The organism is Pseudomonas sp. lyk4-R2A-10 (assembly GCF_030209075.1).
In the GTDB taxonomy this organism is placed as follows: Bacteria; Pseudomonadota; Gammaproteobacteria; order Pseudomonadales; family Pseudomonadaceae; genus Aquipseudomonas; species Aquipseudomonas glycinae.
In genome coordinates this window covers 203,709-218,829 of sequence record NZ_JARVSR010000012.1, presented here as the reverse complement: position 1 = coordinate 218,829, position 15,121 = coordinate 203,709, and the positions used below count along the sequence as shown (strand labels likewise).

Here is a 15,121-nt window from a genome sequence, read left to right as displayed (position 1 = left end):
GACTAAGCTCGTGGCTTAAATCAGAAAAAGTTGTGGGAAAAGTGCGGGCGGCAGTTATTTCAGACAAAAAAAAGCCCCGCCAAACTGACGGGGTTGAGGTACGAGCGTGTGGCGCTCGAAAACGTGGAGCGCGGTCGGCCCTCCGTTGCCGGAGGGCCGAGCGCTTTACAGCAGGATGGTGCGGATGTCCGCCAGCAGGTCGCTCAGACGCTTGGTGAAGCGTGCAGCAGCGGCGCCGTTGATCACGCGGTGATCGTAGGACAGCGACAGTGGCAGCATCAGTTTCGGCTGGAAGGCTTTGCCGTCCCAGACTGGCTGGATGGTTGCCTTGGAAACACCAAGGATCGCCACTTCCGGCGCGTTGACGATCGGCGTGAAGCCGGTGCCGCCAATGTGGCCGAGGCTGGAAATGGTGAAGCAGGCGCCTTGCATCTCGTCCGACGAGAGCTTCTTGGTCCGGGCTTTTTCAGCCAGGGAAGCGGCTTCGGCGGCCAGTTGCAGCAGGCTCTTCTGGTCGACGTTCTTGATGACCGGTACCAGCAGGCCATCCGGGGTGTCGACGGCGAAGCCGATGTTCACGTACTTCTTGCGAATGATCGCCTTGCCGCTTGGCGCCAGCGAGCTGTTGAAGTCCGGCAGTTCCTTGAGCAGGTGTGCGCAGGACTTGAGCAGCAGCGGCAGAATGGTCAGCTTGACGCCAGCCTTCTCTGCGACAGCTTTCTGTGCGGTGCGGAACGCCTCCAGCTCGGTGATATCCGCCGAGTCGAATTGCGTCACGTGCGGCACGTTAAGCCAGCTGCGGTGCAGGTTGGCAGCGCCGACCTGCATCAGGCGGGTCATCGGCACTTCTTCGATTTCGCCGAAACGGCTGAAGTCGACGACCGGAATCGGCGGGATGCCCGCGCCACCGGTTGCGCCAGCAGCCGCGGCCGGTGCTTCCTTGGCCTTCTGCATCATGGCTTTGACGTAGGTCTGCACGTCTTCTTTCAGGATGCGACCGTGCGGACCGCTGGCGCCGACAGCGCTCAGCTCGACGCCGAACTCGCGAGCCAGTTGACGCACGGCAGGGCCGGCGTGAACTTTCGCACCAGGCTTGGCTGGAGCAGCAACCGGAGCGGCAGCAGCAGGTGCAGCGGCAGCCGGAGCAGCAGCTGGCGCCGGAGCGCTCGGAGCAGCAGCGGCAGCTGGAGCCGGGGCAGCAGCCGGAGCGGCGCCTTTGACTTTCAGCTTGAGGATCAGATCGCCAGTGCCGACTTCGTCGTCCAGCTTGATGGAAATGCTTTCCACCACGCCGGCGGCAGGCGACGGGATTTCCATGCTCGCCTTGTCGGATTCCAGGGTGATCAGCGACTGGTCGGCTTCAACGCTGTCGCCAGCCTTGACCAACACTTCGATGATCTTGGCCTTGCCGGCCGAGCCGATGTCCGGAACGTGGATGTCCTGAACGCTGTCGGCAACCGGTGCGGCAGGTGCAGCAGCCGGCGCCGGCGCAGCGGCTGGCGCAGCAGCCTGGGCCGGAGCGGCAGCCGCAGGGGCCGCAGCACCCGCCACTTCCAGATCCAGGATCAGGTCGCCGGTGCCGACTTCGTCGTTCAACTTGACGCTGATAGCCTTGACCACGCCAGCGGCAGGCGACGGGATTTCCATGCTCGCCTTGTCGGATTCCAGGGTGATCAGCGACTGATCAGCCTCGACAGTGTCGCCGACCTTGACCTGGATCTCGATGATCTGGGCCTTGCCCGACGAACCGATATCCGGCACGTGCACTTGCTGAACCGAAGCGGCAGCAGGGGCAGCGGCCGGAGCAGCCGGTGCAGGAGCGGCGGCCGGTGCAGCTTCGGCCTTGGCGGCAGGCGCAGCAGCCGGAGCAGGGGCCGCTTGCGCGGCGCCCTCGACTTCCAGTTCCAGCAGTTCGTCGCCTTCCTTCAGGCGATCGCCCAGCTTCACTTTCAGGCTTTTGATGACGCCGGCCTTCGGGGCCGGCACTTCCATGCTGGCCTTGTCCGATTCCAGAGTCAGGATGCTCTGGTCGGCTTCGATACGGTCGCCGACCTTCACAAACAGTTCGATTACTTCACCTTCACCGCTGCCGATGTCAGGTACGCGAATGAGTTCGCTCACAGAGTTTCTCCTCAGCAGTCCAGTGGGTTGCGTTTTTCCGGGTCGATGCCGAACTTGGTAATGGCCTCGGCCACGACTTTAGGTTCGATATCACCACGGTCAGCCAGTGCTTCCAGGGCTGCCAACACCACGAAATGACGGTCGACTTCGAAGAAATGACGCAGTTTCTTGCGGCTGTCGCTACGGCCGAAACCGTCGGTGCCCAGGACTTTGAATTCCTTGGACGGTACCCACTGACGGATCTGCTCGGCGAACAGTTTCATGTAGTCGGTAGAGGCGATGACCGGACCCTTACGGCCGCTCAGGCATTCTTCGACGTAGCTGCGCTTAGGCTTCTGGCCAGGTTTCAGACGGTTGCTTCGCTCTACGGCCAGGCCGTCGCGACGCAGTTCGTTGAAGCTGGTGACGCTCCACACATCGGCGCCGATGTTGAACTCTTCACGCAGAATCTTCGCCGCTTCACGGACTTCACGCAGGATGGTGCCGGAGCCCATCAGCTGTACGTGATGCGCCGCATCGCGGGTGTCTTCTTCGAGCAGGTACATGCCTTTCTTGATGCCTTCTTCGGCACCGGCCGGCATGGCTGGCTGCTGGTAGGACTCGTTCATCACGGTGATGTAATAGAAGATGTCCTGTTGCTCTTCGGTCATCTTCTTCATGCCGTCCTGAATGATCACCGCCAGCTCGTAGCCGTAGGTCGGATCGTAGGTGCGGCAGTTCGGGATGGTGGCAGCCAGCAGGTGGCTGTGACCGTCTTCGTGCTGCAGGCCTTCACCGTTCAGGGTGGTACGGCCGGCGGTGCCGCCGATCAGGAAGCCACGGGTGCGGCTGTCGCCGGCAGCCCAGGCCAGATCGCCGATACGCTGGAAGCCGAACATCGAGTAGAAGATGTAGAACGGCAGCATTGGCTGGTTGTGGCTGGAGTACGAAGTACCGGCGGCGATGAAGGAACTCATGGCGCCTGCTTCGTTGATGCCTTCTTCAAGGATCTGACCTTTCTGGTCTTCCTTGTAGAACATCACCTGGTCTTTATCGACTGGCTCGTAGAGCTGGCCGACGGACGAGTAGATGCCCAGTTGGCGGAACATGCCTTCCATACCGAAGGTACGGGCTTCGTCCGGGATGATCGGAACGATGCGCGGGCCGATTTCCTTGTCCTTGACCAGTTGCGCGAGGATCCGCACGAAGGCCATGGTGGTGGAAATTTCACGGTCGCCGGAACCGTCGAGGATCGCCTTGAGGGTGTCCAGATCCGGAGTCGGTACGCTGAAGCTCTGGGCGCGACGCTGAGGCACGAAACCACCCAATGCGGCGCGACGCTCGGCCAGGTAACGGGCTTCGGCGCTGTTTGGCTCTGGCTTGAAGAACGGCAGGTTTTCCAGCTCTTCGTCTTTCACCGGGATGTCGAAGCGGTCGCGGAACAGCTTCAGGCTGTCGACGTCGACTTTCTTGGTGTTGTGCGCGGTGTTCTTCGCTTCGCCCGCACCGGTACCGTAACCCTTGATGGTCTTGGCCAGGATGACGGTCGGTTGTTCTTTGTGGTTGACCGCTTCGTGGTATGCCGCGTAGACCTTGTACGGGTCGTGGCCGCCACGGTTGAGTTTCCAGATCTCGTCGTCGGACAGGTCTGCAACCATCGCCTTGAGTTCTGGCGTGTTGAAGAAGTGTTCGCGCACGAATGCGCCGTCTTTGGCTTTGTAGTTCTGGTACTCGCCGTCGATGACTTCGTCCATGCGACGTTGCAGGATGCCGTCGACGTCTTTGGCCAGCAGTGGGTCCCAGAAACGGCCCCAGATGACTTTGGTCACGTTCCACTGAGCACCGCGGAACACGCCTTCGAGTTCCTGGATGATCTTGCCGTTGCCGCGAACCGGGCCGTCGAGGCGCTGCAGGTTGCAGTTGATGACGAAGATCAGGTTGTCCAGCTTCTCGCGGCCGGCCAGGGAGATGGCGCCCAGGGATTCCGGCTCGTCGCACTCGCCGTCGCCCAGGAAGCACCAGACTTTCTGTTTGCCCGGCTGAATGAAACCGCGGTGTTCCAGGTACTTCATGAAGCGAGCCTGGTAGATCGCCTGGATCGGGCCCAGCCCCATCGAAACGGTCGGGAACTGCCAGAAGTCAGGCATCAGCCAAGGGTGCGGGTAGGACGACAGGCCCTGACCGTCGACTTCCTGGCGGAAGTTGTTCATCTGGTCTTCGGTGATGCGGCCTTCCATGAATGCACGGGCATAAACGCCTGGCGAGGTGTGGCCCTGGAAGTAGATCAGGTCGCCGCCGTGTTCGTCGGTCGGGGCCTGGAAGAAGTAGTTGAAGCCGATGTCGTACAGGGTCGCACTGGAAGCGAAGCTGGAGATGTGACCACCCAGGTCAGAATCTTTCAGGTTCGTACGCATTACCATGGCCATCGCGTTCCAGCGTACCAGCGAGCGAATGCGGCGTTCCATGAACAGGTCGCCAGGCATGCGTGCTTCGTGGGTAACGGGGATCGTGTTGCGGTAAGGCGTGGTGATGGCGTAAGGGAGCTGCGAACCGCTGCGGGTTGCCAGTTCACCCATACGGGTCATCAGATAGTGAGCACGGTCTTCGCCTTCTTTGTCGAGAACCGATTCCAGGGCGTCCAGCCATTCCTGGGTTTCGACGGGATCGAGGTCTTGCATGGCTTGCTCCAGGGCGGAAAGGCTTCCAGAATCGGTTGCCTGAGTTTGCGACTGGCCTTGTGGGCAGACGATTTAAAATTCTTGGATTGCCGACAGGTTGTTCCGGCGGCGTGTAGTTTTACTACAAATCATCCGGCATTTCAGCCTTTCGAATGTATAGACGAGTAGTAAAACTACAGATGAAAGGCTTGTGGCCTCCGACTGCGTTGTGAGAATAATCGTTAAGGTTGGTCTTTGGCCATCCGAAAAAGGTGAAAGTTTGATGCTGGCTGCCAAAGAAAAAGAAATTTCAGCTATTTCTCACTTTTGTTCGACAGTCCTTCGCGTAGCGGTTTTTCAATCATCACTACAAGCGGCCATTTACACGCCGATCAAGGATAGACCATGACCCTGCCCGCGCTTGCCGAACTGCCCGCCATTCTCCTGCCGTTGGTCAGCCGATCGGAGCAGTCGTTCCGTGCGGCTGTCGCGCAACTGGAAGACGATCACGGCTTCTCGTCCTGGACGCCGGAACGCTGGGCGCAGTTCGCCCGCGTCAGCGCCGCCAGCGATTTCGTCATTGAACAGAGCGTTCGTGACCCATTGATGTTGTTGTCGCTGGTGCAGTCCGGCGAACTGGACCGGCCGTTCGCCCGCGGCGAGTTGTGTGGGCAGATTGCAGAGGCGGTGAGCACTGCGCAGACCGAAGATGAGTTGGGCCGCGTCCTGCGTCGCCAGCGCACCCGGCATCAGGTGCGGATCATCTGGCGCGACCTCAACCGCCAGGCGGATCTGGTGCAGACCTGCCGCGATCTCTCGGACATGGCCGACGCCAGCATCGATCAGGCCTATCAATGGTTGTACCGCCGCCATTGCGAGCAGTTCGGCACGCCGACCGGTCGGCGCAGCGGCGAACCGCAGCAGATGGTCATCCTCGGCATGGGCAAGCTTGGCGCGGTTGAGTTGAACCTGTCCTCGGACATCGACCTGATCTTCGCCTACCCCGAGGGCGGTGAAACCGTCGGCGTGAAGCGCCCGCTGGACAACCAGGAATTCTTCATTCGTCTCGGCCAGCGCCTGATCAAGGCCCTCGACCCGATCACCGTCGACGGTTTCGTGTTCCGCGTCGACATGCGCCTGCGCCCATACGGATCGTCCGGCGCGCTGGTGCTGAGCTTCAATGCGCTGGAGCAGTATTACCAGGATCAGGGCCGCGACTGGGAACGCTACGCGATGATCAAGTCGCGGGTGGTAGCTGGCGATCAGGTGGCGGGCGAGCAGTTGCAGGAAATGCTGCGGCCGTTCGTGTACCGACGCTATCTGGACTTCTCGGCGATCGAAGCGCTGCGCACCATGAAGCAGCTGATCCAGCAGGAAGTGCGGCGCAAGGGCATGGCCGACAACATCAAGCTTGGCTCCGGCGGTATCCGTGAAGTCGAGTTCATCGCCCAGGCCTTTCAACTGATTCACGGCGGTCGCGACCTGAGTCTGCAGCAGCGCCCTCTATTAAAGGTGTTGAGTACGCTCGAAGGGCAGGGCTATCTGCCGCCGGCGGTGATCAGCGAGCTGCGCGAAGGTTACGAATTCCTGCGTTACACCGAACACGCGATCCAGGCGATCGCCGACCGCCAGACCCAGATGCTGCCGGACAGCGCTCAGGATCAGGCGCGTATCGCATTCATGCTCGGTTTTTCCGACTGGGATGCGTTCCACGAGAAGCTGATGTTCTGGCGCGGCCGCGTGGCCTGGCACTTCGCGCAAGTGATCGCCGATCCCGATGAGGACGAAGGCGTTGAGAGTGAAGTGGTGGTCGGCGGTGAATGGCTGCCGCTGTGGGAAGAGGCGCAGGACGAAGAGGCGGCCTGTCGCCAGTTGGAGGAGGGCGGTTTCGCTGACGCGACCAAGGCCTTGAAAGCACTGGCGAGCCTGCGCGCCAGCCCGCAGTTGCGGGCGATGCAGCGTTTGGGACGCGAGCGTCTCGATGCCTTTATTCCGCGCCTGCTGGCCCAGGCGGTGGAGCATGAAAATCCCGATCTGGTGCTGGAGCGGGTTCTGCCGCTGGTCGAAGCGGTGGCCCGGCGTTCGGCATACCTGGTGTTGCTGACCGAAAATCCCGGCGCGCTGCGGCGTTTGCTGACGCTGTGCGCCGCCAGCCCGTGGATCGCCGAGCAGATCACCCGTTTCCCGCTGCTGCTGGATGAACTGCTCAACGAAGGCCGGCTGTTCAAGCCGCCGCTGGCGCCGGAACTGGCCGCCGAATTGCGCGAGCGCCTGACCCGGATCCCGGAAGACGACCTCGAACAACAGATGGAAGCCCTGCGTCATTTCAAACTGGCGCACCGCTTGCGCGTCGCCGCCTCGGAAATCGCCGGCAGCCTGCCGTTGATGAAAGTCAGCGATTACCTGACCTGGCTGGCCGAAGCAATTCTTGAGCAAGTGCTGGCCCTGGCCTGGCGTCAGACCGTGGCCAAGTACGGCACGCCGCTGCGCACCGACGGCACGCTGTGCGATCCCGGCTTCATCATTGTCGGTTATGGGAAAGTCGGCGGGATCGAGTTGGGGCATGGTTCGGATCTGGATCTGGTGTTCATCCACGATGGTGATCAGCAGGCCGAAACCGATGGCCCGAAACCGATCGATGGCACGCAATTCTTCACCCGGCTCGGCCAGCGGATCATTCACTTGCTGACGGCGCAGACCAACTCCGGTCAGCTGTACGAAGTGGACATGCGCCTGCGTCCGTCCGGGGCGTCCGGGCTGCTGGTCAGTTCGCTCGGCGCGTTTGCGCGCTATCAGGAAAATGAAGCCTGGACCTGGGAACATCAGGCGCTGGTACGGGCCCGGGTGCTGGTGGGCAGCAAGGATGTCGGCCAGGCCTTCGAGAACGTCCGGGCCCAGGTGCTGGGCAAGGCGCGGGATCTGGCGAAACTGCAACAGGAAGTGAGCGAGATGCGCGCCAAGATGCGCGACAACCTCGGCAGCAAGAGCACCGCCGCCGGTACCGGGGCGAATGCCTTCGAGGCCACGGCGCCGTTCGACCTCAAGCAGGACGCCGGAGGTATCGTCGATATTGAATTTATGGTGCAATACGCGGCCCTGGCGTGGTCGCAGACCCACCCGGCGTTGCTGCGCTGGACGGACAATATCCGCATTCTGGAAGAGCTTGAACACGAAGGGCTGATGCCGGCCGAAGACGCCAGCCTGTTGCGCGAGGCCTACAAGGCCTATCGTTCCGCCGCCCACCGGCAGGCCTTGCAGAAGGACGCCGGGGTGATACCGGGCGATCAGTTCGCGGACGAACGGCGGCAGGTGATGCGGATCTGGCGTGAGCTGGGGCTAAGCTGATTCTCGAGACGGGGAGGCGTAAAGCCTCCCCGGTTCGTTTATGGAAACCACATGAATATTCTGATCGTTGGGCCCAGTTGGGTCGGTGACATGGTGATGGCGCAGACACTGTTTCAGTGTCTCAAGCAGCGCCACCCGCAGTGCGAAATCGACGTGCTGGCCCCGGAGTGGAGCCGGCCGATCCTCGAACGCATGCCCGAAGTGCGCAAGGCCTTGAGCTTCCCGCTCGGCCACGGCGCGCTGGAGCTGGCGACCCGTCGGCGGATCGGCAAATCCCTGGCCGGCCAGTACGACCAGGCGATCCTGCTGCCGAATTCGTTGAAGTCGGCACTGGTGCCGTTCTTCGCCGGCATTCCGAAACGCACCGGCTGGCGCGGCGAATTCCGCTACGGCCTGCTCAATGACGTGCGCACGCTGGATAAAGAACGTTATCCGCTGATGATCGAGCGTTTCATGGCGCTGGCGTTTGAACCGAACGCCGAACTGCCGAAACCCTATCCGCGCCCGAGCCTGCAAATCGACCCGGTGACCCGCGAGGCCGCATTGGCCAAGTTCGGCCTGACCCTCGACCGTCCGGTGCTGGTGTTGTGCCCCGGCGCCGAATTCGGTGAAGCCAAGCGCTGGCCGTCTGAGCATTATGCCAAGGTCGCCGAGGCGCGCATCCGTGAAGGCTGGCAGGTCTGGCTGTTCGGTTCGAAGAACGATCACGCGGTCGGCGAAGACATCCGCGCGCGGCTGATTCCGGGTCTGCGTGAAGAGTCGGTGAATCTGAGCGGCGGCACTTCGCTGGCCGAGGCCATCGACCTGATGTCCTGCGCCGATTCGGTCGTCTCCAACGATTCCGGCCTGATGCACGTGGCCGCTGCGCTCAATCGCCCGTTGGTGGCGGTCTACGGTTCGACCTCGCCGGGTTTCACCCCGCCGCTGGCCGAACACGTGGAAATCGTCCGTCTGGGCCTCGATTGCAGCCCTTGCTTCGACCGCACCTGCCGTTTCGGCCATTACAACTGCCTGCGCCAGCTGATGCCGGACGCGGTCAACGATGCCTTGCAGCGTTTGCAGGGCTCTGTGGTCGAGGTTCATTAACTTGCGGGTATTGCTGATCAAGACTTCATCGCTGGGCGACGTGATTCACGCATTGCCGGCGCTGACCGACGCCGCCCGGGCGATTCCCGGGATCAGGTTCGACTGGGTGGTGGAAGAAGGCTTCGCCGAGATTCCGACCTGGCACCCGGCCGTAAGCAAAGTGATTCCGGTGGCGATCCGCCGCTGGCGCAAAAATATCTGGAAAACCATCACCGGCGGCGAATGGAAGCGCTTCAAACAGTCCGTTCGGGCGAACAAATATGACCTGGTGATCGACGCTCAGGGCTTGCTGAAAAGCGCCTGGCTGACCCGCTACGTCAAAGCCCCGGTGGCCGGTCTCGACAAGGGCTCGGCCCGCGAGCCGATCGCCGCGCGCTTTTATGACCGCAAACTGGCGGTGGCCCGTGGGCAGCACGCCGTCGAGCGCGTGCGCCAGTTGTTCGCCATTGCTTTGGGTTACGACTTGCCCAAAGGCCTGGGCGATTACGGCCTCAACGTCGAGCGTCTGGTCGAGCTGCCGCGCAAAAATGCTTACGTGGTGTTCCTGCATGGCACCACTTGGGACACCAAACACTGGCCGGAAGCCTACTGGCGCGAGCTGACCGAACGGGTCGGCTACCTCGGCGTCGGGATCAAGTTGCCGTGGGGCAACCCACTGGAGAAGGCCCGGGCCGAGCGCATCGCCGCCGGTTTCAAACACGCCGAAGTGCTGCCGAAACTGAACCTGGCCGGGGTCGGCAAGGTGCTGGCCGGTGCCCAGGCCTGCGTCGCGGTGGACACCGGTCTTGGTCATCTGGCCGCGGCACTCGATGTGCCGACGATTTCCCTGTTCGGCCCGACCAATCCCGGCCTGACCGGCGCCTACGGCAAGTTGCAGATTCACCTCGGCAGCGATTTCCCGTGCGCGCCGTGCCTGCAAAAGAAATGTACGTATCAACCGACCGCGCAGGATGCCGGTCAGTTTGACCTGAAACGCGAGTGGCCTCTGTGCTTCACGCGTCTGAATCCCGAGCGTGTTGCCAGCCGACTGAGCACGTTGTTGATGGCTGAGGAGCTGCGCTGATGCAATTGGCTTTTGTCCTGTACAAGTATTTCCCGTTCGGCGGTTTGCAGCGCGACTTCATGCGCATCGCCCTCGAATGCCAGAAGCGCGGCCATCAAATTCGCGTCTACACCCTGATCTGGGAAGGCGACGTGCCGCCCGGTTTCGAAGTGCTGGTGGCGCCGGTCAAGGCGTTCTTCAATCACCGGCGCAATGAAAAGCTCAGCGCGTGGATGGAAGCGGACCTGGCCAAGCGTCCAGTGGATCGCCTGATCGGCTTCAACAAAATGCCGGGGCTGGACGTCTACTACGCCGCCGACGGCTGCTTCGAAGACAAGGCGCAGAACCTGCGCAATTCCCTGTATCGCCGCTGGGGCCGTTATCGCCACTTCGCTGAATACGAGCGCGCGGTGTTCGCCAAGGATGCGAAGACCGAAGTGCTGATGATTTCCGAAGTGCAGCAGCCGCTGTTCATCAAGTATTACGACACGCCGCTGGAACGCTTCCACCTGCTGCCGCCGGGCATTGCCCAGGATCGTCGCCGTCCGGCGGATGCCGACCAGATTCGCGCCGGTTTCCGCGCCGAATTCAATCTGAAGGACGACGAACTGCTGCTGGTGCAGATCGGTTCCGGGTTCAAGACCAAGGGTGTCGATCGCAGCCTCAAAGCGCTGGCCGCCTTGCCTGCCGAGCTGAAGAAACGCACCCGGCTGTTTGTAATCGGCCAGGATGACCCCAAATTGTTCCAGATGCAGAGTGCGACGCTGGGCCTGGGCGACAACGTGACGTTCCTCAAGGGGCGCAGCGATATCCCGCGTTTCCTGCTCGGCGCCGATCTGTTGATCCACCCGGCGTACAACGAAAACACCGGTACGGTGCTGCTTGAAGCGCTGGTCGCCGGGTTGCCGGTGCTGGTCAGCGCAGTCTGCGGTTACGCCCATTACATCGCCGAGGCCGACGCCGGGCGAGTGCTGGACGAGCCGTTCGATCAGGCGCAACTGACGCAATACCTGACGGACATGTTGAACGACGACGCTGCACGGGCGGCCTGGAGCCGCAACGGTCTGGCCTTCGCCGAGACGGCCGACCTCTACAGCATGCCGCAGCACGCGGCCGATGTGATTCTGGCGGAGCACGCTTAAATGAAGTTGATGCTGGCTGAACCGTTCAAGAGCCTGTGGGCTGGCCGCGATGCGTTCGTGGAAGTCGAAGGCTTGCAGGGCGAGGTGTACCGCGAGCTGGAAGCTCGCAGGACTTTGCGCACGGAAGTCGACGGCAATGGCTTTTTCGTCAAGATCCACCGGGGTATCGGCTGGGGCGAGATCTTCAAGAACCTGCTGACCGCCAAGCTGCCGGTACTCGGCGCGGGCCAGGAATGGAAAGCCATCCAGCGCTTGCAGGAAGTCGGCGTGCCGACCATGACCGCCGTCGCGTACGGCGAGAAGGGCAGCAACCCGGCGGATCAGCATTCGTTCATCGTTACCGAAGAGCTGGCGCCGACCATCAGTCTCGAAGACTTCAGCATCGACTGGGTCAAGCAACCGCCGCAGCCGAAACTCAAGCGGGCGCTGATCGCCGAGGTTGCGCGCATGACCGGCATGATGCACCGCGCCGGGGTCAACCACCGCGACTGCTACATCTGCCACTTTCTGCTGCACACCGACAAACCGGTCACTCCCGAAGATTTCAAACTTTCGGTGATCGACCTGCACCGTGCCCAGACCCGCCCGGCGATCACCCAGCGCTGGCGCAACAAGGATCTGGCGGCGCTGTACTTTTCCGCGCTGGACATCGGCCTGACCCGTCGCGACAAGCTGCGTTTTCTCAAAGGCTATTTTCAGCAACCGCTGCGCCGGATCCTGGCCGAAGAAGCGCCGTTGCTGAGCTGGCTTGAAGGCAAGGCCAACAAGCTCTACGCGCGCAAGCAGCGTTACGGGGATGCGCTCTGATGGCGGGTTGGAATCTGGAGCCTGAATACAGCGATCTTGCACAACACTTCGGTAGCCTCGAAGCGGTATTCGCCCTTCAGGGCGAGCGCCTGACCCGCGATCCTTTGTCCGAAGTCATTCGCGTGCAGCTCAATGGCGTCAATTATTACGTCAAGCGCTACGTCGGCGCCGGCAAAGGCTTGCGGCGTTATCTGGGCAAGCCCCGGGTGAAGATGGAATGGCAGAACCTCAAGCGCTTCGCCAAGTGGGGCATTCCCACTGCCGAAGTGGTGGCGTGGGGCCTGGAGCGCAACGGCATGGCCTACGATCGCGGGGCGATGATCACCCGTGAGCTGCCGCGCACCGAAGACCTGTCGGCGCTGGCCGAACGCAACGATCCCAAGCTCAAGGATCGCGCCTGGGTCGACGGTGTCAGCCGGCAGTTGGCCGGTTACACCCGGGTCATGCACGACCACCGCTTTACCCATAACGATCTGAAGTGGCGCAACCTGCTGATCGACGATCAGGCGCAGCTGTTTCTGATCGACTGCCCGAACGGCGATTTCTGGCGTGGCTTCTGGCTCAAGTACCGGATCACCAAGGATCTGGCCTGCCTCGACAAGGTGGCCAAGTATCACCTGTCGAACACCCAGCGCCTGCGCTTCTACCTGCAATACCGCCAGCGTGACCGGCTGAATGCCGCCGACAAGCAACGGATTCGCCACGTGGTGAGATTTTTCGAGGGACGCGAATGACTGATTTTCTGTCCGCTGAAGACCGTGCGCTGCTGGAGCGCCACGGTCTCGGCACGTTCGATGCGCTGTGGTCCAAGCAGCTCGACGCCGTGGATGAGCCCAACACTGATGGCGGCGGCTGGAGCAGCGTGTTTCGTCTGGACCTGGAAGGGCATGGCTATTACCTCAAGCGCCAGTGCAATTACCTGACCCGCACGTTGCACGCACCCTTCGGCGAGCCGACGTTCGCCCGGGAATTTCGCAACATCAGTCGTTACAACAAACTCGGCATTCCGGCGTTGCAGGCGGCGTTCTTCGGTGAGCGCAAAGTCAATGGTGAAGTCCGTGCGATCCTGCTGACCCGCGCGCTGGACGGCTGGGACGATCTCGATTCGTTGCTGCAGCGCTGGTCGGACCTCGATGCCGCGCAGCAGTCGGCGATTCTCAAGTCTTGCGGACTGTTGGCGCGCCATCTCCACGGCATGCGCCAGGTGCACGGCTGCTTTTATCCCAAGCACATTTTCCTGCGTGCCGAGGGCGACGGCTATCAGGCGCAGTTGATCGATCTGGAAAAGACTCGGCCGTTGCTGTTCGGTATGCGTGATCGGGTCAAGGATCTGGAGCCGCTGCTGCGCCGTGCGCCGGAGTGGAGCGAAGCGCAATTGCGTGAGCTGCTGGCGGCGTATCTCGATCAATCGACGGACAGTTCGCTGGTCGACAGCTGGGTCACGCGGCTGACCGCGCGGCGCAGTCGCAAGGAGACCCGCTGATGCAGTTGTCCGACCTGAAAAATGCCGGGCGCACGCCCAGTCTGCCGCTGACGGTTTCGCTGGCCGATGCAGCCGGAGCGGCAGATCTGCAATTGCTCAGCCTGCTGCGGGTGTTGCCGGGGCAGCGTTACGTCGGTGCCGGTGTGTGGCGCGGGCGTGCGGTGCTGGCCAAATTGCTGGTCGGTAGCAAAGCGGCGCGGCACTTTCAGCGTGAACTGGAGGGTGTGAAGCTGCTCGCCGCTCAGGGCATGACCACGCCGTTGCTGCTGGCCGACGGCCTGAAGGACGGCGAAGGCGGCTGGTTGCTGTTCGAGTTCCTTGAAGGCGCCGAGAGTCTGGGCGATGCCTGGAGCAAGGTCGAATCCCTGCCGGTGCTGGCCGACGAACAATCGGCGGTGCTGGCCGAAGCGCTTGGTGCCATCGGTCAGTTGCACGGCAAAGGCCTGTGGCAGGAAGACCTGCACCTGGACAACCTGTTGCGCCACGGCGGTCAGCTGTATCTGATCGATGGCGCGGGTATCTGCGCCGAAAACGCCGGCCAGCCGTTGTCCCGGCAGAAAGTGCTGGAAAACCTCGGGGTGTTCTTCGCCCAGTTGCCCAAGTCGCTTGAGCCGTTCACCGAAGAATTGCTGGTGTATTACCTGCTGAGCAACAGCGAGCACGCGCTGCCGCTGGAAGCCCTGCAAAAGCAGATCGACAAGGTGCGCGCCTGGCGCTTGAGGGATTACCTGATCAAGGTCGGTCGTGAATGCACGCTGTTCAGCGTCAAGCGCGGCGCATTTGCTCTGCGCTCGATTCGCCGCGAGGAAGAGGCCGCGATGCTGCCGGTGCTGGAGCAGGCCGATGCCTTGCTCGATCAGGGGCATCTGTACAAGACCGGCGGCGCGGCCAGTGTCGGCAAGGTCGAGGTTGCCGGGCGTGCGCTGGTGATCAAGCGTTACAACATCAAGAATTTTGCCCATTGGCTCAAGCGCTTCTGGCGTCCAAGCCGCGCCTGGCATTCCTGGCGTGAAGGCAATCGCCTGGCGTTCCTTGGCATCGCCACGCCAAAACCGCTGGCGGTGCTGGAAACCCGGTTTTTCTGGCTGCGCAGCAAGGCCTATCTGATCACCGAGCACCTCGCCGGACCCGACATCATCGAGCGCTTTGCGCCGTACGTCGAAAGTGGCGAGGCGCCGGAAGCCGAGTTGCAGGCGCTGGATCAGTTGTTTGCACGGCTGATCGCCGAACGCATCAGCCATGGCGACTTCAAAGGGCATAACCTGTTCTGGCAGGAAGACCGCTGGGCACTGATCGATCTGGATTCGATGTGCCAGCACGGCTCGCTGGGCAGCTTCGCCCCGGCCTATGCCCGGGATCGCGCGCGGTTCATGCGTAACTGGCCTGAGAACAGTGCGCTGTATCAGGTGATTGATCAGCGTTTGCCCAAGGATGTAGCGGGCGCTGCGTGATTATTTTC

The 15,121-nt window shown here is 62.0% G+C and carries 11 protein-coding genes; 9 read left to right on the top strand and 2 right to left on the bottom strand.

Annotation, left to right across the window (positions count from 1 at the left end):
* Window positions 1–165: 165 nt before the first annotated feature.
* Window positions 166–2,121 carry a dihydrolipoyllysine-residue acetyltransferase gene (gene aceF / locus QRN46_RS21930; RefSeq protein ID WP_285357166.1) on the bottom strand — a complete coding sequence of 652 codons (1,956 nt, stop codon included), beginning with the start codon at window positions 2,119–2,121 and terminating at the stop codon, window positions 166–168.
* Window positions 2,122–2,132: 11 nt separating this feature from the next.
* On the bottom strand, window positions 2,133–4,778 hold the full coding sequence (gene aceE, locus QRN46_RS21925; protein ID WP_011332129.1) for a pyruvate dehydrogenase (acetyl-transferring), homodimeric type: 2,646 nt from the start codon (window positions 4,776–4,778) through the stop codon (window positions 2,133–2,135).
* Between the two features lie 262 nt (window positions 4,779–5,040).
* Here aceE and QRN46_RS21920 point away from each other — a divergent pair, with 262 nt between their 5' ends.
* Genes QRN46_RS21920 through QRN46_RS21880 form a run of 9 tightly spaced genes read left to right on the top strand, consistent with a single transcriptional unit; the run spans window position 5,041 to window position 15,113 of the window.
* A complete protein-coding gene (locus QRN46_RS21920) occupies window positions 5,041–5,166 on the top strand; it encodes a hypothetical protein (protein ID WP_255261909.1) in 126 nt (41 codons plus the stop codon).
* Window positions 5,163–8,102 (top strand): bifunctional [glutamate--ammonia ligase]-adenylyl-L-tyrosine phosphorylase/[glutamate--ammonia-ligase] adenylyltransferase, encoded by a 2,940-nt coding sequence (gene glnE, locus QRN46_RS21915; RefSeq protein WP_285357161.1) that lies wholly within the window; start codon window positions 5,163–5,165, stop codon window positions 8,100–8,102. The genes QRN46_RS21920 and glnE overlap by 4 nt, the downstream gene beginning before the upstream one ends.
* Window positions 8,103–8,153: 51 nt before the next feature.
* Complete coding sequence (gene waaF, locus QRN46_RS21910) at window positions 8,154–9,188, top strand: lipopolysaccharide heptosyltransferase II (RefSeq protein ID WP_011332131.1); 1,035 nt, start codon at window positions 8,154–8,156, stop codon at window positions 9,186–9,188.
* Between the two features lies 1 nt (window position 9,189).
* Window positions 9,190–10,251 carry a lipopolysaccharide heptosyltransferase I gene (gene waaC / locus QRN46_RS21905; protein ID WP_011332132.1) on the top strand — a complete coding sequence of 354 codons (1,062 nt, stop codon included), beginning with the start codon at window positions 9,190–9,192 and terminating at the stop codon, window positions 10,249–10,251.
* Window positions 10,251–11,372: a glycosyltransferase family 4 protein gene (locus QRN46_RS21900; protein ID WP_285357157.1), complete on the top strand. Its 1,122-nt coding sequence runs from the start codon at window positions 10,251–10,253 to the stop codon at window positions 11,370–11,372. Before waaC ends, QRN46_RS21900 begins: the two co-directional genes overlap by 1 nt.
* Window positions 11,373–12,179, top strand: a complete 807-nt coding sequence (rfaP, locus tag QRN46_RS21895) for a lipopolysaccharide core heptose(I) kinase RfaP (RefSeq protein WP_201817182.1) — start codon at window positions 11,373–11,375, stop codon at window positions 12,177–12,179.
* Window positions 12,179–12,913 carry a lipopolysaccharide kinase InaA family protein gene (locus QRN46_RS21890; protein WP_011332135.1) on the top strand — a complete coding sequence of 245 codons (735 nt, stop codon included), beginning with the start codon at window positions 12,179–12,181 and terminating at the stop codon, window positions 12,911–12,913. The genes rfaP and QRN46_RS21890 overlap by 1 nt, the downstream gene beginning before the upstream one ends.
* Entirely contained in the window at window positions 12,910–13,662 is a 753-nt protein-coding gene (locus tag QRN46_RS21885; protein ID WP_011332136.1) for a lipopolysaccharide kinase InaA family protein, read from the top strand. Before QRN46_RS21890 ends, QRN46_RS21885 begins: the two co-directional genes overlap by 4 nt.
* Complete coding sequence (locus QRN46_RS21880; protein WP_011332137.1) at window positions 13,662–15,113, top strand: lipopolysaccharide kinase InaA family protein; 1,452 nt, start codon at window positions 13,662–13,664, stop codon at window positions 15,111–15,113. The genes QRN46_RS21885 and QRN46_RS21880 overlap by 1 nt, the downstream gene beginning before the upstream one ends.
* Window positions 15,114–15,121 lie beyond the last annotated feature (8 nt).

Bases quoted from the DNA above. Each gene is read 5' to 3' on its own strand.
- aceE (WP_011332129.1), bottom strand. From the start codon at position 4,778: ATGCAAGACCTCGATCCCGTCGAAACCCAGGAATGGCTGGACGCCCTG.
- QRN46_RS21920 (WP_255261909.1), top strand. From the start codon at position 5,041: ATGCTGGCTGCCAAAGAAAAAGAAATTTCAGCTATTTCTCACTTTTGT.
- glnE (WP_285357161.1), top strand. From the start codon at position 5,163: ATGACCCTGCCCGCGCTTGCCGAACTGCCCGCCATTCTCCTGCCGTTG.
- waaF (WP_011332131.1), top strand. From the start codon at position 8,154: ATGAATATTCTGATCGTTGGGCCCAGTTGGGTCGGTGACATGGTGATG.
- QRN46_RS21900 (WP_285357157.1), top strand. From the start codon at position 10,251: ATGCAATTGGCTTTTGTCCTGTACAAGTATTTCCCGTTCGGCGGTTTG.
- rfaP (WP_201817182.1), top strand. From the start codon at position 11,373: ATGAAGTTGATGCTGGCTGAACCGTTCAAGAGCCTGTGGGCTGGCCGC.
- QRN46_RS21890 (WP_011332135.1), top strand. From the start codon at position 12,179: ATGGCGGGTTGGAATCTGGAGCCTGAATACAGCGATCTTGCACAACAC.
- QRN46_RS21885 (WP_011332136.1), top strand. From the start codon at position 12,910: ATGACTGATTTTCTGTCCGCTGAAGACCGTGCGCTGCTGGAGCGCCAC.
- QRN46_RS21880 (WP_011332137.1), top strand. From the start codon at position 13,662: ATGCAGTTGTCCGACCTGAAAAATGCCGGGCGCACGCCCAGTCTGCCG.